Annotated in this window: 21 protein-coding genes; 12 read left to right on the forward strand and 9 right to left on the reverse strand. The window is 67.2% G+C overall.

Translation table 11 applies throughout. The features are described 5' to 3' along the window. Window positions 1-13 precede the first annotated feature (13 nt). Window positions 14-1,762, forward strand: coding sequence for a sensor histidine kinase (locus J2S97_RS14600; RefSeq protein ID WP_307050629.1), 1,749 nt, complete (start codon window positions 14-16; stop codon window positions 1,760-1,762). A 34-nt stretch (window positions 1,763-1,796) separates the two neighbouring features. Here J2S97_RS14600 and J2S97_RS14605 read toward each other — a convergent pair whose 3' ends face one another. Beyond that, a complete protein-coding gene (locus tag J2S97_RS14605; protein ID WP_307050632.1) occupies window positions 1,797-2,390 on the reverse strand; it encodes a DUF5655 domain-containing protein in 594 nt (197 codons plus the stop codon). A gap of 177 nt (window positions 2,391-2,567) precedes the next feature. On the opposite strand from J2S97_RS14605, the gene J2S97_RS14610 reads away from it, so the two are divergent. From J2S97_RS14610 to J2S97_RS14620, 3 genes are all read left to right on the forward strand, one after another. Then, on the forward strand, window positions 2,568-3,215 hold the full coding sequence (locus J2S97_RS14610) for a protein tyrosine phosphatase (protein WP_307050634.1): 648 nt from the start codon (window positions 2,568-2,570) through the stop codon (window positions 3,213-3,215). Between the two features lie 130 nt (window positions 3,216-3,345). Then, a complete protein-coding gene (locus J2S97_RS14615) occupies window positions 3,346-3,903 on the forward strand; it encodes an RNA polymerase sigma factor (RefSeq protein ID WP_307050637.1) in 558 nt (185 codons plus the stop codon). Beyond that, window positions 3,896-4,669 carry a hypothetical protein gene (locus J2S97_RS14620; RefSeq protein ID WP_307050639.1) on the forward strand — a complete coding sequence of 258 codons (774 nt, stop codon included), beginning with the start codon at window positions 3,896-3,898 and terminating at the stop codon, window positions 4,667-4,669. Before J2S97_RS14615 ends, J2S97_RS14620 begins: the two co-directional genes overlap by 8 nt. Window positions 4,670-4,735: 66 nt before the next feature. Here J2S97_RS14620 and J2S97_RS14625 read toward each other — a convergent pair whose 3' ends face one another. Then, window positions 4,736-5,272: a COG4315 family predicted lipoprotein gene (locus tag J2S97_RS14625; protein WP_307050641.1), complete on the reverse strand. Its 537-nt coding sequence runs from the start codon at window positions 5,270-5,272 to the stop codon at window positions 4,736-4,738. Window positions 5,273-5,487: 215 nt separating this feature from the next. On the opposite strand from J2S97_RS14625, the gene J2S97_RS14630 reads away from it, so the two are divergent. From J2S97_RS14630 to J2S97_RS14640, 3 genes are read left to right on the forward strand one after another with little or no spacing between them, the layout of a single operon-like run. Then, window positions 5,488-5,988, forward strand: a complete 501-nt coding sequence (locus J2S97_RS14630) for a sigma-70 family RNA polymerase sigma factor (protein WP_307050644.1) — start codon at window positions 5,488-5,490, stop codon at window positions 5,986-5,988. Beyond that, complete coding sequence (locus J2S97_RS14635; protein ID WP_307050646.1) at window positions 5,985-6,749, forward strand: anti-sigma factor family protein; 765 nt, start codon at window positions 5,985-5,987, stop codon at window positions 6,747-6,749. Before J2S97_RS14630 ends, J2S97_RS14635 begins: the two co-directional genes overlap by 4 nt. A 31-nt stretch (window positions 6,750-6,780) precedes the next feature. Then, entirely contained in the window at window positions 6,781-7,965 is a 1,185-nt protein-coding gene (locus J2S97_RS14640; RefSeq protein ID WP_307050648.1) for a pyridoxal phosphate-dependent aminotransferase, read from the forward strand. On the opposite strand, the gene J2S97_RS14645 is transcribed toward J2S97_RS14640, so the two are convergent. The 4 genes from J2S97_RS14645 to trmB all read right to left on the reverse strand — a co-directional run bounded on the left by J2S97_RS14645 (window position 7,955) and on the right by trmB (window position 10,858). Next, complete coding sequence (locus J2S97_RS14645; RefSeq protein WP_307050650.1) at window positions 7,955-8,434, reverse strand: SRPBCC family protein; 480 nt, start codon at window positions 8,432-8,434, stop codon at window positions 7,955-7,957. The genes J2S97_RS14640 and J2S97_RS14645 overlap by 11 nt on opposite strands. A 32-nt stretch (window positions 8,435-8,466) precedes the next feature. Further along, window positions 8,467-9,357 carry a DUF1206 domain-containing protein gene (locus tag J2S97_RS14650; protein WP_307050652.1) on the reverse strand — a complete coding sequence of 297 codons (891 nt, stop codon included), beginning with the start codon at window positions 9,355-9,357 and terminating at the stop codon, window positions 8,467-8,469. Window positions 9,358-9,466: 109 nt separating this feature from the next. Then, complete coding sequence (locus J2S97_RS14655) at window positions 9,467-9,862, reverse strand: hypothetical protein (protein ID WP_307050654.1); 396 nt, start codon at window positions 9,860-9,862, stop codon at window positions 9,467-9,469. Between the two features lie 6 nt (window positions 9,863-9,868). Beyond that, window positions 9,869-10,858 (reverse strand): tRNA (guanosine(46)-N7)-methyltransferase TrmB, encoded by a 990-nt coding sequence (gene trmB / locus J2S97_RS14660; RefSeq protein WP_307050656.1) that lies wholly within the window; start codon window positions 10,856-10,858, stop codon window positions 9,869-9,871. Window positions 10,859-11,058: 200 nt separating this feature from the next. On the opposite strand from trmB, the gene J2S97_RS14665 reads away from it, so the two are divergent. Continuing rightward, window positions 11,059-12,291, forward strand: a complete 1,233-nt coding sequence (locus J2S97_RS14665; RefSeq protein WP_307050922.1) for an MFS transporter — start codon at window positions 11,059-11,061, stop codon at window positions 12,289-12,291. A 290-nt stretch (window positions 12,292-12,581) separates the two neighbouring features. Here J2S97_RS14665 and J2S97_RS14670 read toward each other — a convergent pair whose 3' ends face one another. Beyond that, window positions 12,582-13,769 carry an ABC transporter substrate-binding protein gene (locus J2S97_RS14670; protein WP_307050658.1) on the reverse strand — a complete coding sequence of 396 codons (1,188 nt, stop codon included), beginning with the start codon at window positions 13,767-13,769 and terminating at the stop codon, window positions 12,582-12,584. A 389-nt stretch (window positions 13,770-14,158) separates the two neighbouring features. On the opposite strand from J2S97_RS14670, the gene J2S97_RS14675 reads away from it, so the two are divergent. Genes J2S97_RS14675 through J2S97_RS14690 form a run of 4 tightly spaced genes read left to right on the forward strand, consistent with a single transcriptional unit; the run spans window position 14,159 to window position 19,204 of the window. Continuing rightward, the gene (locus J2S97_RS14675) at window positions 14,159-15,772 is read left to right on the forward strand and encodes an ABC transporter substrate-binding protein (RefSeq protein ID WP_373460565.1); all 1,614 of its coding nucleotides are present in this window, start codon (window positions 14,159-14,161) and stop codon (window positions 15,770-15,772) included. Window positions 15,773-15,815: 43 nt separating this feature from the next. After that, window positions 15,816-16,757, forward strand: a complete 942-nt coding sequence (locus J2S97_RS14680) for an ABC transporter permease (protein WP_307050662.1) — start codon at window positions 15,816-15,818, stop codon at window positions 16,755-16,757. Then, window positions 16,750-17,595 carry an ABC transporter permease gene (locus tag J2S97_RS14685; protein ID WP_307050664.1) on the forward strand — a complete coding sequence of 282 codons (846 nt, stop codon included), beginning with the start codon at window positions 16,750-16,752 and terminating at the stop codon, window positions 17,593-17,595. Before J2S97_RS14680 ends, J2S97_RS14685 begins: the two co-directional genes overlap by 8 nt. Continuing rightward, window positions 17,588-19,204: an ATP-binding cassette domain-containing protein gene (locus tag J2S97_RS14690; RefSeq protein ID WP_307050666.1), complete on the forward strand. Its 1,617-nt coding sequence runs from the start codon at window positions 17,588-17,590 to the stop codon at window positions 19,202-19,204. The genes J2S97_RS14685 and J2S97_RS14690 overlap by 8 nt, the downstream gene beginning before the upstream one ends. 62 nt (window positions 19,205-19,266) lie before the next feature. Here J2S97_RS14690 and J2S97_RS14695 read toward each other — a convergent pair whose 3' ends face one another. After that, entirely contained in the window at window positions 19,267-19,872 is a 606-nt protein-coding gene (locus tag J2S97_RS14695) for a GAF domain-containing protein (RefSeq protein WP_307050668.1), read from the reverse strand. A gap of 386 nt (window positions 19,873-20,258) precedes the next feature. Then, window positions 20,259-20,948 carry a GntR family transcriptional regulator gene (locus J2S97_RS14700; protein ID WP_307050670.1) on the reverse strand — a complete coding sequence of 230 codons (690 nt, stop codon included), beginning with the start codon at window positions 20,946-20,948 and terminating at the stop codon, window positions 20,259-20,261. Between the last annotated feature and the right edge of the window lie 19 nt (window positions 20,949-20,967).

A 20,967-nucleotide genomic window follows, 5' to 3' on the forward strand; every position in this document is an offset into this window, starting at 1 on the left:
GGGGGACAGAGCGATGAACGGTATCAAGGGAACGAACAGCCCGCTTCGAGTGCTGCGGCGGGTGGCAGGGCTGGGCAATGACCGACCGCCTGCCGGGGTCGCATTACCAGCAGGGGTTACATCCCTAGTCGACAACGCGCCGCTGGCCGACGGGATCGACCGGATTTTCGGCAGGCTCGGAGTCCGGGGCCGTGTGGTGATGAGCCAGCTGCCTCTTTCGGTCACCCTGTTCCTGGTTGTGGTTGCCGCTGCGATCTTCAGCCCGGCAACCCTGGCGGACGACACGTTCAGGATTGCCTTGCTGGCGCATGCCGCGCTGTTCGGGCTCTGCCTGGCTGTCCCCTGGGGAAGGCTGCATCCCGAAGCATTCACGCTGATTCCCATCCTCGACTGCGTGGCCATCGGATTTACGCGGCAGGCAGGCGGCCCCAGTTTCAACGTCCTGAGCCTGCTGTTGGTGTTCCCGGTGGTCTGGCTGTCTGTGAGCCGGCACAGGCACCGGGTTGTCCTCGCCGTCCTCGCGACAGTGCTCAGCACCGTTATCCCTGCCGCCGCCCTGGGATCGGACCTGGCCCAGGGCTCGATGATCCGGACAATCTTCCTGCCGCTGGTGATGGGCGCGATCGCCGTGACGGCCCGCGTTGTGGCAGGTGCACTTTACCGGCAACGCATGACACTGGTCCGCAAGGACCGCGATCTGGCGGTAACACTCGCCGAGAGCATGCAAAGGCAGCAGTTGCTTGATGCGGTGCTTTCAACGGTCGATGTGGGCGTCTGGGTGGTGGACGAAAACGGCCAGGACGTGCTGACCAACAGGGCGTTGCGGAGCGATCCTTCGTTGGCCCGCGTCGCCTCGGCCGGGGGATCTGCGAAGCTCTTCCACGGCGACAGGACTACCCTCGTGCCGCCGGACGCGTTCCCAGCCGCCCGGGCCTCCCGCGGCGAGGCGTTCACCAATGAGCTCTACTGGGCAGGCGAGGATACCGAGCAACGTGCCTTTTCCGTCAGCGGCGGAGCCATCCGCTCCCTGGACGGGAGCCGCCGAGGGGCTGTCGTCACCTTCGCCGAGGTGACGGCACTGATCAATGCGCTCGCGGCCAAGGACAATTTCGTCGCCACCGTGTCCCATGAGCTGCGCACGCCGCTGACATCAATACTCGGCTACCTGGAACTTGTCCTGGACGAGCCCGGCCACGAGGACATAGCGGCTGAGCTGAGGATCGTGGAGCGGAATGCCGGGCATCTTCTGGGCCTCGTTAATGACCTGATTGCCGTCGCTTCTGAAAACGTGGAGCTCGTCCTGCAGGACACGGACATTGCCGGTCTCCTTGCCGCAGCCGTGGCAGCCAACCAGGCGCGGGCTGCACTCTGCGGAGTGGACCTGCTGCTCGACGCGGAGGAACCCCTGACCGCACGGGTGGACCCCGCCAGGATCCGGCAGGTGGTGGGCAACCTGATATCGAACGCGGTGAAGTACTCACCGGACGGCGGACGGATCACTGCCCACGCCCGCAGGAACGGCAAAGAGCTGGTCTGCTCGATCACCGACACGGGTATCGGCATGACGGAGGAGGACCAGAACCAGGCATTTACCAAGTTCTTCCGTTCCGCTCGGTCCCGCGATACGGCCATTCCAGGAGCAGGTCTTGGCCTTCCCATCAGCAAGACCATCATCGAAGGACACGGCGGGTCGATCGGCCTCACCAGCGCACCGGGAATGGGCACCACCGTGACCTTCACCCTTCCCGCTGACCCGCGCTGACCCCGACCAGCCGACGCCCAATCGGCTGTTCCGGTCAGCTGTTCTGCTGGAGAGCCCCCGTCAGGAAGCCCAGGACTTCATCGTCCACTTCCTCCACCGACGTCATCCGCACCTTGCGGTCGAAGAAATCGCCGGCACGCACCTTGACGGCCTCGAGCCTGCCCCCGGCCGGGGCGTCCAGCCGGAGTGCGACGTCCACCGCGGTGGTGTTGGCCCGGGTGACCTGGGCGAACTTCCGCCGTGGAGAGTGGAGGGACACGTAACCCTTGCGCATCTGGATTTCCACACCCGCTGTTTCGGCCGCCCACGCCAGGAACGCATCCGCAATGGGCCGCAGCGCGGGGTGGCTCGCGTACTGGGCGTCGATCAGTTCATCGGCGTCGCGCAGCATGAACTCGGGGTAGCCGAACATCTCCCACGACACGGCGTACTGCGCGTAGCCTGTGATCCCGTGTGCGTCCCGCATCCAGTCCCGGAGCTCGCCGTCGTTCTTCAGCCCCGCCTCGCGGCCCCGTTCAGCCCACCATCCGACGTCGTGGCCGGACTTGCGCAGGAGCAGCGACTGGTTGTTCTCCACCATGGTCTGCCAGGTCTTGGCGGCGTTCTTCAGATCGGTCGGATTGCCCATGCTCCGATCCTAATGCGGCCCGCTGCGGCACGTCCTGAAAAAAGAATTCGGGAACCGCGTAACTTTTCCGGAACCCGCAGCGATGTATGGGGAGTGCGGACCGCGTCCGCACCGCTTGAGTGGCCGGATCCAACCTGGCCGTTACTGACACTGTTGTATATGTTTTCGGAGGGTTCCATGTCCTTGTTCACTGTTTTTGCCACTAGCAAGATTGCCGCGAGCGCATTGGCGGCCGGCACGCTGGCGGTCGGTGGCACCGGCGCAGCCGCATTCGCCGGAGCGCTTCCCTCTGACGTTCAGCAGAGCGCCCATGAACTGCTCGGTGCCCCGGCCCCGCACGTAGGCGGCGTTTCCGAGACTGCCACGGCTGACGCCGACGCTTCCGCATCCGCCACGCCGTCCGCTTCCGCTGATGCCGCCGCAACCGCCGCCGCTGAGGACGAGAAGGCTAACGCCGACGCTTCGGCAACGGCTGTTGGCCCGGACGCCGCGGGCCCCGCCGCCTACGGCCTGTGCACTGCCTTCACCAACGGTGGCCTGGCAGCGTCCTCCACCGGTTTCGCATCGCTGGCCATCGCCGCTGAGGGCGCAGCCAACATCGAAGGTTACTGCGCCGACGTAGTTGCCGCAGGCAAGTCCGACAGCCACAAGGTTGACGGTGCCGGCTCGGGCGACGCCTCGGCCGACGTCAACGTCCCGGAGGTCCCGGAGGTTCCGGAAGCACCGGAACTGCCCACCCAGGCTGCCGTTCCGGCCGCACCGGAACTCCCCGCCGAGGTCCCCACGCAGCTCCCCGAGCTGCCCACCTCAGCTGGCCGTCCGTAACACAGCCGCCTATGGTGGATCGCGGGACTCCTTCGCTTTGGCAGGAGTCCCGCGGTGCAACAGGCGCCAGTCCACAGCCTTCCGGAACCCGGATATGTGACCACGCTGCGTGGGATGGAGGAGCCTGACGGTGCTCGACACTTTGGCAGATGAATACGTGCACACGGCCGGGGACGACCCCGCCGTGCTGTTCACCCTTGTCTACCGAAAGTTCTCCGGTGCCGTGCTCGGTTACCTGAGGGCCCGCGGCGTGGATGACCCGGAGGCGGTCACCCAGGACGTGTTCCTGGCTTTCTATCCGAAGCTTGACGGCCTGACCGGCGGACTCCAGGGTGCCAAGTCGCTCATCTTCTCCATTGCCCACGCACGCATGGTGGACCACTACCGCCGCCACGAGCGCACACCGGCCCTCAGTCCCTATGAGTCAGACCTCGACAGGCGCAGTTCGGCCTCCGCCGAGGAACTGGCGCTCGCGAAAGTGGACGGCGGAGGCGCCGGAGCACTCCTTGAAGGACTCAGCCCGGACCACCAGGAAGTGCTCGCACTCAGGGTGGTCGCGGACCTCTCCGTGGAACAGGCCGCCGACGTCATGGGCCGAACCCCGGGAGCAGTCAAACAATTGCATCGCCGGGCGCTCAGCGCCCTCAGGGAACGCGCCTCAATAGGAAGCCAGGCACATCATGAGTGACATCTCCTCATCCCGGGACCAGCGGATCATCGACGAACTGCTGGCCGACGCCGGCATGGACGACGACGGTGACCTTCGCCCCGTCCTGCTGGAACTGCGTGCCCTGGCAGCCGACAGCCCCCGTCCGTCCGCAGCGGTGGAGGCTCTGATGGCACCGGCCGCCATGTTTGCGGTCCCCACCGCGCCCGCCGCAGCCGCCAGCGCCGCAGCCACGTCCGCCATCCCCGCCGTCGACGAACTTGCCGCCCGGCGCCGTCGCAAAAGCCGACTTCCGCTCACCGCCCTCACCGTCGCGGCTGCCCTGGCCGCCGGCGGGGCCGCCGCTGCGGCTTCGGATGAAGACTTCCGCCACACCCTGGGAAACGTCCGTCATGCCGTGACGTTCTTCGTGGGGACCATGACGCCCGGTGGCGGGGGAAAGACACCCGCGCAGCCCGCGCCGGATACCGGAGGAACGGTGCCCGGCACGCCCGCGCCTGCACCGACGTCGCCGGCCCCATCTCCTGCGGACGGCGGGTCAGTCCCCGGCGGGGGAACGCCTGCAGATCCCGCCACGCCCTCACCGGGCGCATCCGGCACCCCCGGGCTCACGCTGCCCGCAAAACCCGATCCCCGGAACCCGGGCAGCATTCCGCGGCATGGCCAGTTGCCCACCGTGAAGCCGCTTCCGTCTCCGCCGGTGAGCCCCGATCCGTCCGGGCTGGTTCCCACGCCACCCGTGGAAGTGCCGACTCCCGAACTGCCGAGTCCGCCGCCGGGGCACTAGCCACGCCGGGCAGCTCAGCCCACGTTTGGCTGAGTCCGCGCGGCGCTAGCCACCCGGAGGCCAGGGCTAGTAGCCGCTGGCCGCGGTCTTCACCATTTCGCCTGCCGGGCTGACCAGATACCAGACGTCGTTCACGCCTTGCCCGGTGATATCCCCGGCGGTCTTGTCCTGGATGTAGTAGTACACGGGAAGCCCGTTGATGGTGACCTGCTTCTTACCCTCCGGCGTCGCGATGGTTCCCACTGTTCCGGTCACGCCGTCAACCGCCGGCGAGTCCGATTCCGTGAGGACCGGTGGCCAGGCGGCAATGCACGCGCCCGTGCAGGCACTGGTTCCCGAGTCCTTGACGTCCTTGGTGAAGAAATAGACGCTCATGCCGTTGGCATCCACCACGATCTGGCCGGCACCGGATGATGCCGTTTTCAGTTCCGCCGCGCCTGCGGGGACGGGGGACGACGCCGGTGCGGACGTTTCGGCAGGGGCGGAGGCCGTCGTCGTTCCCTCCGCAGTAGTTGGCGTGGACGTTCCGGTACCGCCGCCGCAGGCTGTGAGAAGCACGGCCATTGCCACGGCAGACAGCCCTGCACCCAGTTGCTTTTTCATGTCCAGCTCCCTTGGATTCGTGCCGGCCAAAACGGTGGGTCCGGCGCTATCCGGTACGACGTACTTGGGCGGAGAATGGTTCACAGCGGCTGCTCCCTGAACCGTTTGCGCCGCCGCGGCGTCGTAATGGTGGACAGCGGGCGTTCGGCCTGCCGCAGCAGCACGAGGCAGCACACACAATGCAGGGCACCATCAGCACAGCGGGAGGGGCACGGATGCCGCTCGATGAAGACGTGGTGGCAGCGATCTACCGGGAGCACGGCGCCGCCCTGCGGCGGTTTGTGCTGAGCGCCTCCCGGGATCCGCAACTGGCCGACGATGTTGTCCAGGAGACCGTGCTCCGCGTCTGGCAACAGGCCCCGGAGATCACCGGCAGCCTGCGGAGCTACCTCTTCCGCACCGCGCGGAACATCATGATCGACAACTACCGCAAGGCCCAGCGCCGTCCCATCGAGGCGACCGAGCGGGACGTGGCGGATCCGGCGGAAGCCAGCGAACGTGTGGACGAACTGCTCAACCGCGTCCTGATGGAGGAAGCCCTGCTGCGGCTAAGCGCCGAACACCGGGACGTCCTGGTAGCCCTGCACTACCGCCGCTGCACTGTTACGGAAACGGCCGTGGAGCTCAACATCCCAGCGGGGACGGTGAAGTCCCGCGCGTTCTACGCGGTGCGGGCGCTGCGGACCATCCTTGACGAAATGGGGGTGCAGCGGTGAGCGGCGCGGAAATGCACAAACTGCTGGGTGCGTACCTGCTGGGCGGGCTGGAGCCGGCTGAAGCGTCTCGCTTCGAGCAGCACCTCGCCGCGTGCGCGGACTGCCGCCGGGAGTTGGACGAACTCGCCAGCCTGCCTGCGCTGCTGGACGCACTGCCCGTTGCCGACGCCGTCGCCCTCACGGGCACTGCCTCCGCGGCGCCGGCAACCCTGGGGACCGGCAGCGCAGAGGGGGACGGCACTCCCGCAACCCCCGCTGTATCCGTGGAAGCCACTTCGTTGGGGGAGGTGGCTCCCGCGGGCGACCTCGCCGGCCTGCTGGACGAGGTGGCAGTGCGGCGGCGGAAATCCCGACGGCGGTGGACGGCGTTCGTCAGCGCTGTGGCCGCCGCGTGCCTGGCGCTGGGAGTCCTGGCCGCTCCGCTGTTCAACCAGCCGCCAAAGCCGGACGCGAGCTATTCGGTGGAGGCGCCGGGCGGGCTGCAGGTCCAGCTTGCCCTGATGCGGAAGGCGTGGGGGACCGAGGTCTCGTTCACCGGGACCAGCCTGCCCACGCAGGGAACCTTGTCCCTGTGGGTCAAGGGCCAGGACGGCACCGAGGACCGCGCCTGCAGCTGGTCGGCGACGCCCGGCGGCCGGTCCAGGATCACTGGCGCGACGCCCACCCAGATCGGCCGGATCAGCAGCGTGGAACTGCGTAACGAGGGGCAGCAGACAGTGGCTGTCATTTCCATGGTGGACGGCACGTCCGGCGCCCATTGACGCGGTCCGCACCCGGTGGGACGCTGGGCACATGGTCCGCGGCAGGACCGGGCGGTTCGCCCGGATTCAGCCCTTCGGCATCGACAGGGTGGCAGCCGCCGTCGGTGGTGATCCCGACGTGCTCCGCATGGAAAACCTGGACACGGACATCGCGCCGCCGCCGTCGGCCATCATCGCCACCCGCGAGGCGGTGGGAAACAAAGCCGCCAACAGCTGGCTGCCCTTCATCGGGACGTTTGCCCTCCGCCAGGCGGTGGCGCACCGGCTCCGGCAGCAAACCGGGCTCTCCTACGATCCGCGCTCCGAGGTGGTGATCACCGGAGGGGCGCTGGCGGGAATGCTCAGCGTGCTCCTGGCCACCGTGGACCACGGCGACGAAGTGATACTCACTGACCCCACCTATGCGGGAATGATCAACCGGGTCCGGCTTGCCGGGGCGGTGCCGGTCTTTGTCCCGCTGATGGTTTCCGACGGGCGCTGGCGCTTGGACCCGGGGCGGCTGGCTGCAGCGGTTTCCGCCCGCACCCGCGCCATCCTGCTGATGAGCCCGTCCATGCCCTCCGGCCACGTGTTCAACGACGCCGAATGGGGTGCCGTCCGCGACGCCTGCCAGCACGCGGACTGCTGGCTGCTGTACGACGCCGCCATGGACCGGATCCTGTTCGACGGCCTGCCGTACCGCCATCCGGCATCGTTCCCGGAGCTGGCGCACCGGACCATCACCCTGGGCGGCGTCTCCAAGAACTACCGCATGATCGGCTGGCGCGTGGGCTGGGCTGCGGGTCCGGCGGAGGTCATGGGTGACGTTGCCCTCGCCGCGATCTACAACACGGCAGTGGCCAGCGGCTTCGGCCAGGCCGGTGTCCTGGCCGCCCTCACCACAACCGACGACGGTATTGCCGGTGCCGTGCGGGAGTGGCAGTCGCGCCGGGACCTGGTTGCAAATGAACTGGCCGGCCTTCCTATCGTGATTCCCGAGGGCGGCTGGTCCCTGCTGCTGGATGCCGAGGCGCTGGGGATGCGGGCGCCGGACCTGTCCCGGCGGCTCCTCGAAGCGGGCCGGATCGCTGCGACGCCCATGACGGCGTGGGGCCAGGACGTGGCGCCGCGGTATGTGCGGCTTGTCTACGCCACGGAACCGATGGACCGGCTGCAGGGACTCGGGGCGCGTGTCCGGGCTGCCCTTGAAGACTCCGGGCGGGTGCTCAGGCGTTAAGGGTGCGGAACTCCGCCACGAGCTGCGGGTCCTCGCATGCCCGGGCGAACGCTTCGATGCGCTTTTCGATCTCGCGGCCCAGCAGCCAGCCGCCCACCCGCTCAGCCACGGGCCGCAGCCACGCCGGCTGGCAGGAAAAGGTGTACTTCCAGACAGCGCGGGTGCCGCCGTCGGCCGGGGTGAACCGCCACCCGCCGCCAAAGTTGCCGAAGAACCACGGGCCGGACACCATGGTCATGCCCACATTCCGGGGCGGGGCGTAGGAGACGTATTCGCTCACCATCACCAGCCCCATTTTCGAGACCGTCCGGGTGCGGACTCCCTTGCCGGCGGCCCGGGCGCCGTCCAGCCAGCCCTGCGCCGAAATGAATGGATCCCATTTCAGCCGGAACTCGCCTGTGGTCTGGGAGAACGCAAAGGCGGTCTCCGGATCGAGTCGGATGAAGCGCTCGGCGCGTACCTGGGGCATGCGTCCACCCTAGCCGGGCGGGCGCAGCCGGCTCACATCCTGGCCAGTTTTGCCCTTGCCATCTGGAACACGCCATAGGCAATCAGGCCGATTCCGACGGCGGCCAGCAGGTACAGTCCGAACGGTTGGTCCCGCAGGGCCTTCAGGCCGCCGTCGAGCCCGGTGGATTCCTCCGGGTGCGCCTGGACGGTGGCAACGACAATCAGCAGGCCCACCAGCAGGAGCGCAAAGCCCTTTGCGACGTAGCCCACTACCCCCAGCACACTGACGGCGGTGCGCTGCGTGCCTGGCGCAGGCAGCCTGAGGTGCTTTTCAAACGACTTCCGGATGCCGCGGATCCCGTACACGATTCCGGTGACGGCTACGGCTGCGCCGATGACGATCAGCAGCGCAACACCGCCCGGGGCCTTCATCAGGGCCACGGTGAAGTCGCTGGTGGACTGGCTGTTGTCCTTGCCGCTCCCGATGGCGAACGAGGCAAGTGTGACAGCGAAGGCGGCAAAAACCACAGCCTGCCCGGCAGCCTTGAGCTTCCGTTTGAGTTTCTCGGGCTGCGGCAGGTTGCTGTAGTCGAAAATCGCGTCGCTCGCCTGCCAGATGGCCAGGGCCACGCAGGCTGCGAAGCTGCTCCACAGCAGGATGGGACCGGCCGGCTGGCTGGCCAGCTCCTGCACAGCACCGCTGACGTCCGCCTGGCCCTGCCCGCCCATGGCCAGGCGGATGGCGATGGACCCCACCAGGAAATGAAGAAGGCCGCTTACTGCGAACCCGGCGCGGGCCATGAGCTCCATGGGCCGCGAATTGGTGACTTCCTCGGCCGTACCAGCGGCCGATCTCAGTTCTCTTTTGATTTCCGGTTCCTCGCGCAGTTCTCGTGGCCGCGGGCTGATCCCGCCCTGGGTGTTAAAGGCCAATCGTGCCATGGGAACGGGTTCGGGAACAGGTCCGTTTGCGGCAGCCCTTCAGCCAGCCTCTCCGGCGTCCCCTGCCGGCAGCGCGGCCGGAAACTGGCGACGGACGGCCTCGGGCTGGTTAGCCGAAAGTGAACCAGGGCCCGGCAGCGCCGGCCCACGTCCAGAGGCCGCCGGCCAGGTTGAAAGCGGTGAACCCCAGGCCGAGCAGCCCGGTAATCCGCCCGGCGCCCATCCGGTGCGAACGCCTGATGGCCACGATTCCCGTGACCACCGAGGTCAGGACCAGTGCCGCCAGGATGCCCACCAGGACGATGAGCAGGACCCAGTACCCGCTGGTGTCCCGCAAGGGGACGTTGGCCAGGAGCGGCTCGGCGTCGGCCATGATGAACGTGGACAGACTGAACATGGCCGCAACCGGTGCCAGCACGGCGGACGCCAAGCTGGTGATGCCGGCCGCCAGCCCGCGCGAATCAGCGGATCGGCGCTGCGGGGTCGCGGGTTGTGCGGAGGCCATGGTGCATCATAGCCGCCGGTAGCAAAGATCGAAGATGAGGCGGCCGGCCTCGTGGGCCTTGTTTTCGAAGCTCGTCCGGATGCGCCCTTCGAACCGCGGTGCCCAGCCGCCGGTCTCATCCACGCCCTCGTTCGGCCCCGTGTGCTCGGTGCTCACCGGGGCGCGGCCCTCCTTGACGGGCGCGCCGCCCACCAGGGACTCGACGCCGGACTGCCACACCTGGGTCAGGGGACTTTCGGGGCCCCGCCGCTCGCCGTCGTGTAGGTTCACGAAGTCGGCGGAGCCGGCCATGACATCGCGGACGTGCACGGCGTAGTTGGACCAGTCAGTCGCAACGCGGAACAGGCCGCCGGGCTTGAGCGCCGTGGCAACGAGCGCGGCGAACTCGGGCTGGATCAGGCGGCGCTTGTGGTGGCGGGATTTGTGCCAGGGGTCGGGAAAAAAGACCCAGACCTCGCTGACGGATCCGGCCGGCAGCATGGTGGCCAGCACCTCCGGGGCGTTGGCCTCGACCACGCGGACGTTGCTGAGCTTGCGGCTGTTGATCTTGATCATGGTGTTGGCGAGGCCCGGGGTGTAGACCTCCACGGCCAGGAAATCCCAGTCCGGGTTCTCCTCGGCCGCGTGGCAGACGGCGTCGCCCAGGCCCGAGCCGATCTCCACGATCAGTGGCGCCGTGCGGCCAAACTCCCCTTCGGCGTCGAAAACGTAGTCCGGGTGCACCGAAGTGTTGGCGATGTGCCGCGGGACGTCGACAGCCCAGCGGTCCGAGTGCTCTTCCCAGGCCTGCTGGCGTCGCCCCTGCAGGCGGGTTCCGCGGCGCACGAAGCTGACGGGCCGGCCGCCGTAGGTTCCGAAGGAGGCTTGGCTGCCGGGGGTCACTGGGCGGCTGCCCTGTGACTGCTCCGGCGCGGCATCCCGCGACGGGGAAGACTCCGGTGCTGCATCCGGCGTCCGGGCGTGCGTCGGTTCGGGGGTTTCTGGGGATTCACTCATCATTTCCAGAATAGTTGAGTTTTTGTCCAGATAACGCGGGGTGGGAGCGCTCCAACCCGCGTTATCTGGACAAAAACTCCTGCGAGAATGGGCCGGTGACCGAAGCCAACAACGCAGCCGCGGACGCTACCGCGAAGACCACCGCGAACACTGCCCCGAAAACAACCTCACCCGGCGGCGTCCGGAGTGGCACATCCGGCGTGCTGGTGGATGCCGAAGTCGATGAGCTGCCCGCTGCGGAGCCCACCCGCGTCAGCGGACGCCGGGGGCTGATCTACCTCGGCGTGTGCCTGGTGCTGATCGGGCTCAACCTGCGGACGGTGTTCTCCAGTTTCGCGGCTGTGCTGCCGGAAATACGGTCCGACGCCGGGCTGCCGGGCTGGGCGGTGGTGGTCCTCACCACCGCGCCGGTGACCCTGCTCGGGGTATTCGCACCACTGGCGCCGGTGCTCGCCCGGCGCTTCGGCGCCGAACGCGTGCTGCTGGGGGCCATGGCTGTGCTTACCGCGGGTCTTTTGCTCCGCCCGGTCGAGCTGCCCGGCGCCGGCCACCTGCCCGCGCTGCTCGCCGGAACCGCTGCGTGCGGCGCCGCCATTGCCCTCTGCAACGTGCTGCTGCCGGGGCTGGTGAAGCGCGACTTCCCGCACCGGCTGGGGCTGATGGGCGGGCTGTACACCACCGCCATCTGCGCCTCGGCGGCCCTGGGTGCCGGATTCACCTACCCGGTTTTCGCCGCGTCGGGGGAGTGGACAGTGGCGCTCTGGTTCTGGGCGCTGCCCGCCGCCGTCGTACTTTTCCTGTTCCTTCCGCTGGCCCTCAGGCAGCGGCACCCGCGGCACCAGGCCGTGGCCGGCGGCGTCAACGTGTGGCGCTCGGCGGTCGCCTGGCAGGTGACCATCTTCATGGTGCTGCAGGCCATGATGTCGTTCAGCGTGTTCGCCTGGCTGGCGCCCATCCTGCGGGAGCGCGGAGTGGACGGCGGAACGGCCGGGCTGATCGTCTCCGCGTCCATCGTGCTGCAGATGCTGGGTTCCCTGTTCGCGCCGGCTCTGGCCGCGAGGTTCCGTGACCAGCGGGCGATCAACACGGTGGTGGCCCTGATGACCGGCGGCGGGTTCGCGCTGAGCATTTTCGGGCCGCTCGACTTCGTCTGGGTGTGGACCGGGCTACTGGGCCTCGGGCAGGGCAGCCTGACCGCGGTGGCGCTGACCATGATCATGCTGCGGACCCGGGACGGGCACGCGGCAGCACACCTGTCCGGCATGATGCAGGGCGTGGGCTACGGCCTCGGCTCCACGGGAACGCTCATGGTGGGGCAGCTGTACCAGGCCACGGGATCCTTTGCCGCAGCCGGCGTGCTGTTCCTCGTGGTGGGGGCACTCGCCGCAGTGTTCGGGTACCGGGCCGGACGGAACCGTTTCATCGGCGGTTGATGTTCGACGGCGGGCAGCCCACCTACGCGGCCGCACTCTCGCACTTCGTTTCCGCCCTGGAGGACGGGCGGCACCTACGCCCTCGCTGGATGACGGCCCAAGGCTCAGGCCATCGCCGAGGCAACCACCCGTTCCCTGCACAGCGGACGGACCGAAAAAGTCGAGTACTGAGCGCTGACCGGGCGGCGCCACGCCAGGGAAACACCAGAGGCGCCTGCCGGGAAGTTCCGGCGGGCGCCTCTGGTGTTTGGTGCACTTGTTCAGCTCTTGGGCGTCAGTCCTTGGCTGAGCTATTCCTTGCCCAGTCCGGCGGCGCTGACCTTGTCTCCACCGGTTTCGGCGGTGACGCTGTTCAGGGCGGTGAGGTCGAAGATGCCGTTGATGTCCGCCTGCTTGGTGGTGCCGGCGTCCACGCCGTCCTGCAGCAGCTTCTTGTAGGCTCCGGCCAGCGGGTCCACCGTGAAGACAATGTTTTTCAGGGACCGCTCAATGACGTCCGGCTTCAGTTCGGCACCGGACGCGTCCTTCAGGGCGGCGTTGATGACGGTGGATTTCTCGTCTGCTGCAGCGGAGTTGAGCCAGGCCACGGACTCGGCGTGGCCCTTCAGGAGTGCCTTGACGGTGTCCGGATGTTCGGCGGCGAACTTCTTGTTCACGATCAGGATGGTGGTGGGGAACTCGCCCGGCTTGCCGGTCAGCGAACCGTCCCACAGGTCCTTCTCATCCACCAGCACCTTCGCCCCGGCCTGCAAAACAAGGCGGGACGCCCACGGCTCAGGCAGCCACGCGCCGTCGAGCTTGCCGTCCTGGAACAGCTTCAAAGTCTGCGCGTTCTCGGTCGGGTTAATCGCCACGTCGCCGCCGCCGTCCGTGGTGGTCTTGTAGCCCTGCCCGGCCAGCCAGGCCCGCAGCGCCACATCCTGGGTCCCGCCCAGCTGCGGTGTGGACAGGGTCTTGCCCTTCAGATCCGCCGCGGCGGCAATCTCGGGCTTGACCACCAGCTGCGCCCCGCCGGCCGCGGCGCCGGCGATGATGCTGACCGACTCGCCCTGGCTCTTGACGAACGAGTTGATAGCCGGGTTCGGGCCGATATAGGTCGCGTCGATCGCTCCGGCGTTCAGCGCCTCGATCGCGGCCGGGCCGGCGTTGAACACCTGCGTGCTCAGCTTCGTCCCGGCCAGGCTCTCGGCGATGAAACCCTCCTTGACCCCCACCAGGGCAGGGGCATGGGTGACGTTGCCAAAGAAGCCGAGTTTGAGTTCCGCTGCGGGGGCGGCGGCCACGGCGGCCGCCGGCTGTGACTGGGTGCCGCTGTTGAGGTTCAAGGCCACAACCGCTCCGCCGGCGATCAGGGCCACAAGGCCTGCGGCGATGCCGATTCCGAGGGCGCGCTTGCGCTTTGCTGCGGAGTTTTGTGGCTTGGGGGTTTTGCCCGCAACGATGCGGGTGGATCCTTCGGGGTTCTGATGCGATGACATGGGGATTCCTTCAAGAACGGGGCAGCCCGGTAAAGGGCAGCCGCCGGACAAAAGTCGGGGGAACGGAGGCTCGCGGCGGCAGTCTACTGCCGCCCTCCGTTGGGGCCAGCGCCTGGGCCTGTTGCTCTTGTGAAGCTTGTCCGGTGCCCCGGTCCCAGCGCTTGGACTGAGATTACGGTCCGGCATCCGGCGGAAACAATGCCCCGCGACTCCTGCGTTCATCGGCAGTAACGGGGTGACTCGTGGCGTCATCTGCGGCCCTGGAAAGGCCGTGCGGGGCGCCCGAAACGTAACGGGACGTCACGTGGCGTTTCGCGTGAGCCGCCAATGTGACGGGCCCCCGGACCCGCCCTTTTTGGCGTACGAAGTTAGGTTAGCCTAAACTATTTATGGCCGTCATCGGCCCCATTATTTCCGTCTGCCCGTCTGCAGAGACTTTGAATCTAGGTGGTTCCGTGCGCTTCTCCCTTTCGTCATCTCTTTCCTTGGGGCTCGTGGCGCTTCTTTCACTGTCGGGCTGTGGCTTCAGCGGTCCTACCGCAGGAAACAAGCAGGCGGCCGACACAAATCAGCGGATCGTGGTGGACAACTTCCGGGCCCCGGTGGCGAACTGGGCGCTGGAGAGCGACGCCGCCTACATCCTGTCCTTGTCCGGATGTCTCGAGACCCTGACCCGCTATGACGAGTCACAGGGCAAGATCGTGCCGTTGCTGGCGACGGAGTGGAAGCAGTCCTCTCCCCTGGAGTGGGACTTTACCATCCGCGAAGGGGTCAAGTTCCAGGACGGGAGCGAGCTGACCGCTGAGGCCGTTGCGGGCTCCTTGCAGAGCGTCCTGGGAGCAGCGGTTCCGGCGCGGGCCTTCAACCCCAAGGTGGTCAGCGGGGTCAAGGCGCTCGACGACCGCACAGTACGGGTTACCACCCCGACCGAGAGCCCGCTGGTTCCGTACCGCCTAGCAAGCGTCAACACCGGCGTTCTGTCCCCGGCCGCTTTCAAGGGCGGGACGGTGGATCCTTTCGGCCACTGCACCGGACCTTTCAAACCGGTATCCGAAAAGCCGAAGCAGTCCCTGACACTGGACCGCAATGAGGCTTACTGGGGCGGGGACGTGAAGCTTGCCGGTGCCGAAGTCCGTTTCATCACGGACGGCGCAACCCGGACCGCGCAGATTCAGACGGGTGAAGCCGATATTTCCCTGTCCATTCCCGTTTCCGGGTTGCCCGCCCTGGAAGGGGATGGCAACGTCAAGGTGCTCAAAGCCGATTCTCCGAGGACGGCAACGCTTTACATGAACAATGGCAGGGCGCCGTTCGACGACGTCGACTTCCGGAAGGCAGTCAGCTCGGCATTGGATCTGGAGGCCTTGGCCGCCAGCGTCTACGAAGGCGCGGCCATCGCCGCCAACGGGCCCTTCGCGCCGTCCGAGCCGTGGGCCATCGAGGGCGCCGAGGCACCCAAGCAGGACGTTGAAGGCGCCCGAAAGCTGCTCGCCAGCGCCGGCTACACCGCCAGCCGGCCGCTGGAGATCATCGCGATCGTGGAGCGCGCGGAGTTCGCGGACGTGGCAACCGTCATCCAGGAGAACCTGAAGGCCGTGGGCGTTCCGGTGAAGATCCAGACCAAGGAGTATGCCGCGGTTGAACCGGACCTGCTGTCCGGCAACTACGACATGGTGCTGAGCCAGCGCAACCGCCTGATCGACATCGCCGACCCCATCGGTTTCCTCACCGCGGACTACACCTGCGACGGCACCTACAACCTGAGCCACTTCTGCAACGCCGACTACGACAAGACGATCGCCCAGGCAGCCACGACGGCGGACTCCGAGGAACGGTACCGGCTCTACGCCAAGGCCGGGCAGATCCTCCAGGACCAGGCCGTGAACGTCTGGCTCGTCAACGAGCAGGCCATCGATGCCGTCCGGGCCGACGTTCAGAACCACGTCCAGGACCCGCTGTCCCGCTACGTGGTCAGGGCGGAAACAGCCAAGCCCGGATCCTGACCGTGGCCGTCCCCGCTAACAGACGAGATCAGCGAGGCGCGGAGTGATACCGTTCCTCGCCCGGCGAACGGCTGCCCTGGTGGCAGCCGTTCTTCTGGCATCCTTTGTAGTTTTCCTCATCCCCTACGTGACTCCGGGCGATCCCGTTCGGAAAATCATCCGCTCCCGCGTGGCCGGCGATGTTATCGACGACTCCGCCGTCCAAGCGTTGAGCCTCCAGCTGGGCCTCAACGATCCCCTGTGGGCGCAGTACCTGCGCTGGCTGGGGCGGCTCAGCAGCGGCGACATGGGCCTGTCCTACACCAGCCGCACTCCGGTGGCCGAGCAAGTGCTGCCGGCGCTCTGGATTACGCTCAGCCTGGTGGTCCTGGCCCTGGCCATTGCGGCCACCATCTCCGTGGCCCTCGGGGTCACGGCTGCCCTGCAGGAGGGACGCCCCGCGGACAAGGTGATCACGGCCGTCACCCAGGCGTTCATTGCCCTTCCCGAGTACTGGCTGGCGCCGATGCTGGTGCTGGTCTTCGCCTTGCAGCTTTCCCTGCTGCCCTCTGCGGGTTGGGAAGGACCGCACTCAGCAGTCCTTCCAGTGGCCGTCCTCGCCTTGCGGCCCACAAGCTACTTCACGTCGGCGGTGCGCGAGGGTGTCCTCGAGGCGCTGAGCGCGGAGCATGTCGTGGCCGCGCGGAGCCGGGGACTCTCCCACCTTCAGACCGTATGGAAGCACGTAATCCCCAACGGCCTGCTGCCCCTCACCACCTTGGTGGCAGTGTGGTTCGCAGGGCTGCTGGGCGGATCCGTCATCGTCGAGGTCATCTTCTCGATCCCGGGCATGGGACGCTTGCTTTTCGACGGCGTCCTGAACAGCGACATTCCCCTGGCACAGGGCGCGGTGGTGGTCGTCGTCGGGCTTGCTGTCCTGCTGACCACAGCGGCGGACCTGGTCCACGGACTGCTCAACCCCCAAATCAGGATGAGCCATGCGTAAACTGCCTCCTCACGTCCTGGCCGCCGGGTCGCTGCTGGTCCTTATCGTGATGTCCGTGGCCCTGGCCGCCTGGATAGCGCCTTATCCGCCCGCCGAACAGAACCTCGCCGCCCGGCTGGCCGCGCCCAGTGCCGCCCACTGGCTCGGCACTGACAACCTGGGCCGGGACACCTTGAGCAGGCTGCTCGACGGCGGCCAGTTCTCGTTGACAATCGCCGCCCTGGCCACGGTGCTCACGGCCGTAACGGGCACCGCGGTGGGCGTGCTCAGTGCGCGTCGGCGCGGCTGGCTCGACGAGTTCTTCACCCGCACCAACGACGTGCTGCTGGCCATGCCGGAGATGGTGGTGGCCCTCTTCCTGGTGGCCGCAATGGGTACCGGCTATCACTCGCTGCTGCTGGCCCTTACCGTGACCGGCTGGACACCGTTTGCCCGGCTCGCCCGCTCGCTCGCCTATGACGTTTCGGCCCGCGGGTTCATCGAGGCAGCCCGCGTGGTGGGCTGCCCGCCTTCCTTCATCGTCCTCAAGCACATCCTGCCCCACCTGGCCGGGCCGCTGCTCGGACAGGCCGCCCTGCGGTTCGGGCAGTTCCTTATCAACGTTGGCGCGCTTTCCTACCTGGGGCTCGGGGTGCAGCCGCCGCAGTCGGACTGGGGATCGATGCTTGCAACTGCCCAGCCGTATGCGGTGAGGGCGCCGATGACCATCCTTGCCCCTGGTCTGGTGATCTTCGTCGTCGCTCTTTGCGTCACCTTGATCGGGCAGCATGTGTCGCGCATGACCGGAAGCCGCCTGCTGCTGTCAGCTGCTCCTTCCCGGGCGGTGGCGGATGCCTGAGGGGCTGGTTATCGAAAAGCTGAGCGTGGGCACCGGCTCGAGCCCGGGAGGTCACCCGTCGATCCTGTCCGAGCTGGACCTCACTGTAGCCCCGGGGGAGTTTGTAGCCCTGGTGGGAACGTCGGGAAGCGGCAAGACGATGACGGCCCTCAGCGTCATGGGCCTGCTGCCGCCAAGGATCCATGTTGAGACCGGCTCCATCCGGCTGGGCGGGACGGATTTGCGGGCGGCCGGCGAAGCGGAGCTCAACCGCGTGCGCGGAGGCCGGATCGGCATGCTGTATCAGCAGCCCAAGCGCATGTTCAACCCCCGGAAGACCGTTGGGAACCATCTGGCCGAGCCGCTGAAGCTTCACCGCGGGCTTCGGGGGAGCGCTGCCAGGAGGGAGGCGCTGGATCTGTTGGCCGGCGCAGGATTCGAGGATCCGGCTTGGTGCGCCCGGGCTTATCCGCACCAGCTGTCGGGAGGAATGGCCCAGCGGGCCATGCTCGCCGTCGCCATGGCCGGGCGGCCCGAACTGCTGCTCGCGGACGAGCCGACCTCGGCCCTGGACAAGGTGCTCGAGCGGCAGATCCTGGTGCTGATCGACCGGCAGAGGCATAGCCGTCGGCTGGGCGTCCTGTACATCACCCATGACCTCGCCACAGTTTCCGCCTTCGCGGACAGGGTGGTGGTGATGGAAGCCGGCCGCGTCCGGGAGTCGGGACCGGTCAGAAGGGTGCTGGACACGCCTCTGGCCACCTGCACCAAGGACCTCGTGAGAGCATCGGCTTTTCCCGCGGCGCCGGCGTCCGCGGCCACCTCGTCGCGCACCATCCTGGACCTGCACAGGGTCACCAAGCGGTTCCGGTCCACCCGGCGCGGCGCCCGGCCCGCGTTGGAGGACGTGTCGCTTGATCTGAGGGAAGGCGAGATCCTCGGGGTCCTGGGGCAGTCAGGATCCGGAAAGAGCACCCTTGCGAGGCTGATCCTCGGACTCGAAACCCCGGACAGCGGAAGCATCACCCGGTCCCTCGGTGGGAAGGACAACCCGTCCGGAACCGCGGGCACTGATGTGCAGCTCGTCTTCCAGGAACCGCACGATGTGTTCGACCCCAGGATGAAGCTGCGCACCAGCCTGGAGGCGCCCCTGCTGCAGCGGCGGGACTGCAACGCGGAGGACCGCGCTGTGCTCATCGAAGGGGTGGTTCGCGAGGTTGAACTCGACCCTGCGCTGCTGGATAGGTACCCGAGCCAGTGCTCAGGCGGGCAGCTCCAACGGCTCACCATCGCCAGGGCACTCCTGCTGGAACCGGCAGTCCTCATCTGCGACGAAGCCACGTCGGCCCTGGACGCGGTGACACAACGGAAGGTCCTGGACCTGTTGCTGCGCCTGCACCGCGACCGCCGGCTTTCCCTGATCATGATTTCCCATGACATGAACGTCCTGCGCTACATGAGCCACCGCGTGGCCGTGCTCTTTCAGGGCGCCCTGGTGGAAGTGGCGCCCACCGCAGAGTTCTTCGCCGATCCCCGGCACCGGCACAGCAAGGAACTCGTGGCAGCGGTGCTCCCCGCCCCCAAGGCGGCCCCGGCAGGTCAGCACGTGGAAGAAATCCATGCCGTTTAGTGGCTAACGAACTGAAACGCGGACCCTGCTCAGCACCCAGCTCGCTCCCAGCGGCGCTGACCTCACCCGGTCCGGGGGTATGGGGAAGTCACGGTCCCATCACGTACCACTGCCTGCAGGTACTGCATGGCCGATTCCTTGGTGAGGCCGTAGTCGCGGATCAGGGACCATACCGCCAATTCGGTCACGGACAGAGGCGGTTGGGTGATGGCCGCCCCGGCATTCCGTGCCAGATCCAGCAGCAGCCGGCACACCCTGGACAGGCGTCGCGCGCAGGCGACCGCGTGGATGACATCCCCGCTGGAGAAGGCGTGCGGAGCGGCTGCGTAAAGTGTCAGCGCGGCGCTGAGCTCCCCCTCCACAAGAATGGGGACGGACAGCACCGATCTCACGCCTTGGCCGACGACGGCGGCGGAGAACCCAGGCCACAGGCGGTCGACGGCGGCATCGGGGATGTGGACGAATTCGCGGCTTGCCGCCGCGGTCAGGGCAGGACCGTCCGCGAAGGAGTTTTGAACGCCGTCGACCTCCCGTGCCCTGGCGGAGCCGGAGGCCCAGTTCCGGACTTCACCAGGGCCCACATGGGTGATGGCCCACAGGAAACCCCGGGCTGCGCCGCCGAGGTCTTCAACGAACTCCTGCGCTGCCTCGCTGAGGAATGTCTGCACATCGGGACTGTCCAAAACGGCGGACGGGAAAGCCGGTGGTTCCGGTTGACTGTTCGATGGGATAGCTACCGCCATGTTCCACGCTCACATTAGGACGCTCCGGCTCACTGCAAAACCCTGTATGAAAAGCATATGACCGTCCCGGGCAATTAACCCCGTACTTGGTCTCCCGCTTCGGCCTTCTCATTTTGGAATTCCGACGTTTTGGGTGGAGGAGGCAGGGTGGCATTGGAGCCGCCCCGCCTCCACGCGCTCGCCCTATCCCTGCGCCCGTCTTTCGGGCTACCTGTTGCGATGGAAAGCAGGACGAGGGTTCACGCATGCCGGAACTGGGTCCGGCGGTCAGCGGGCTTTGGGGCGGTAGTCGCCCGAAGTCTGCAACGGATTTAGCGGCGGGAACCCTGGCTGGTCAGCGGATTTTGCAGTGCTGTTTCTCGGAGAAGCTGCAGACGAAGGGTACGCGCTGTCTCCATGTGCTCTCGGGCGATTTTTCCGGCGGCGTCGCTGTCCTGCTGCTCAATAGCGTGTATTAGGGCCTCGTGCTCGTCCAGCGCCGCCTCCCAGCGGTTAGCCGTGGAGAGTGTGGAACGCGGTGCATGGATGAGGTGGGTGGACAACCTATCCAGCAGGTCCTGGAGGACAGAGTTGTGGGCACAGTTCCACACGGCGGCGTGGAACTCCAGGTTGGTGGTGATCCTCGTGTGGTCATCCGGTTCCTGAAGTTCCCGGTCCCGCTGCAGCAACGCTTCAAGCCGCATCAGGTCGGGGAACTGCCTGGCACGGGCTGCCTGGCGCGCCGCTTCCTCTTCGAGGAGAATCCGCATGTCATAGATTTGGATAACCTGCTGGGGGTCCACTTGGGGAACCTGCAGGCCCCTGGCCACGCGCTCGAGGAGCCGTTCCTGCTGCAGGCGCGAGAGCGCCTCCCGGACAGGTGTCCGGGAGACGCCAAAGCGGGTGGCAAGTGAAGTTTCTCGAATGGCGGTGCCAGGCTGATGCACTCCGGACAGGATTTCGCTGCGCAGGGTCTGGAAGATGCTCTCTCCATCGATACGTGGAGTTGCTGAGTCCGTCACGTGGCTGGTCCTTGAGGAT

Origin of the sequence: Arthrobacter oryzae, from assembly GCF_030812315.1 — a bacterium.
Taxonomy (GTDB): domain Bacteria; phylum Actinomycetota; class Actinomycetes; order Actinomycetales; family Micrococcaceae; genus Arthrobacter; species Arthrobacter oryzae_B.

What these genes read in the sequence shown, in the direction of transcription:
- J2S97_RS14675 (WP_373460565.1), top strand. Translation starts at nt 14,159, where the DNA reads ATGGCCGTCATCGGCCCCATTATTTCCGTCTGCCCGTCTGCAGAGACT.
- J2S97_RS14600 (WP_307050629.1), top strand. Translation starts at nt 14, where the DNA reads ATGAACGGTATCAAGGGAACGAACAGCCCGCTTCGAGTGCTGCGGCGG.
- J2S97_RS14655 (WP_307050654.1), bottom strand. Translation starts at nt 9,862, where the DNA reads ATGGCCTCCGCACAACCCGCGACCCCGCAGCGCCGATCCGCTGATTCG.
- J2S97_RS14630 (WP_307050644.1), top strand. Translation starts at nt 5,488, where the DNA reads ATGCCGCTCGATGAAGACGTGGTGGCAGCGATCTACCGGGAGCACGGC.
- J2S97_RS14685 (WP_307050664.1), top strand. Translation starts at nt 16,750, where the DNA reads ATGCGTAAACTGCCTCCTCACGTCCTGGCCGCCGGGTCGCTGCTGGTC.
- J2S97_RS14610 (WP_307050634.1), top strand. Translation starts at nt 2,568, where the DNA reads ATGTCCTTGTTCACTGTTTTTGCCACTAGCAAGATTGCCGCGAGCGCA.
- J2S97_RS14690 (WP_307050666.1), top strand. Translation starts at nt 17,588, where the DNA reads ATGCCTGAGGGGCTGGTTATCGAAAAGCTGAGCGTGGGCACCGGCTCG.
- J2S97_RS14645 (WP_307050650.1), bottom strand. Translation starts at nt 8,434, where the DNA reads ATGCCCCAGGTACGCGCCGAGCGCTTCATCCGACTCGATCCGGAGACC.
- J2S97_RS14605 (WP_307050632.1), bottom strand. Translation starts at nt 2,390, where the DNA reads ATGGGCAATCCGACCGATCTGAAGAACGCCGCCAAGACCTGGCAGACC.
- J2S97_RS14650 (WP_307050652.1), bottom strand. Translation starts at nt 9,357, where the DNA reads ATGGCACGATTGGCCTTTAACACCCAGGGCGGGATCAGCCCGCGGCCA.
- trmB (WP_307050656.1), bottom strand. Translation starts at nt 10,858, where the DNA reads ATGAGTGAATCCCCAGAAACCCCCGAACCGACGCACGCCCGGACGCCG.
- J2S97_RS14625 (WP_307050641.1), bottom strand. Translation starts at nt 5,272, where the DNA reads ATGAAAAAGCAACTGGGTGCAGGGCTGTCTGCCGTGGCAATGGCCGTG.
- J2S97_RS14640 (WP_307050648.1), top strand. Translation starts at nt 6,781, where the DNA reads ATGGTCCGCGGCAGGACCGGGCGGTTCGCCCGGATTCAGCCCTTCGGC.
- J2S97_RS14620 (WP_307050639.1), top strand. Translation starts at nt 3,896, where the DNA reads ATGAGTGACATCTCCTCATCCCGGGACCAGCGGATCATCGACGAACTG.
- J2S97_RS14670 (WP_307050658.1), bottom strand. Translation starts at nt 13,769, where the DNA reads ATGTCATCGCATCAGAACCCCGAAGGATCCACCCGCATCGTTGCGGGC.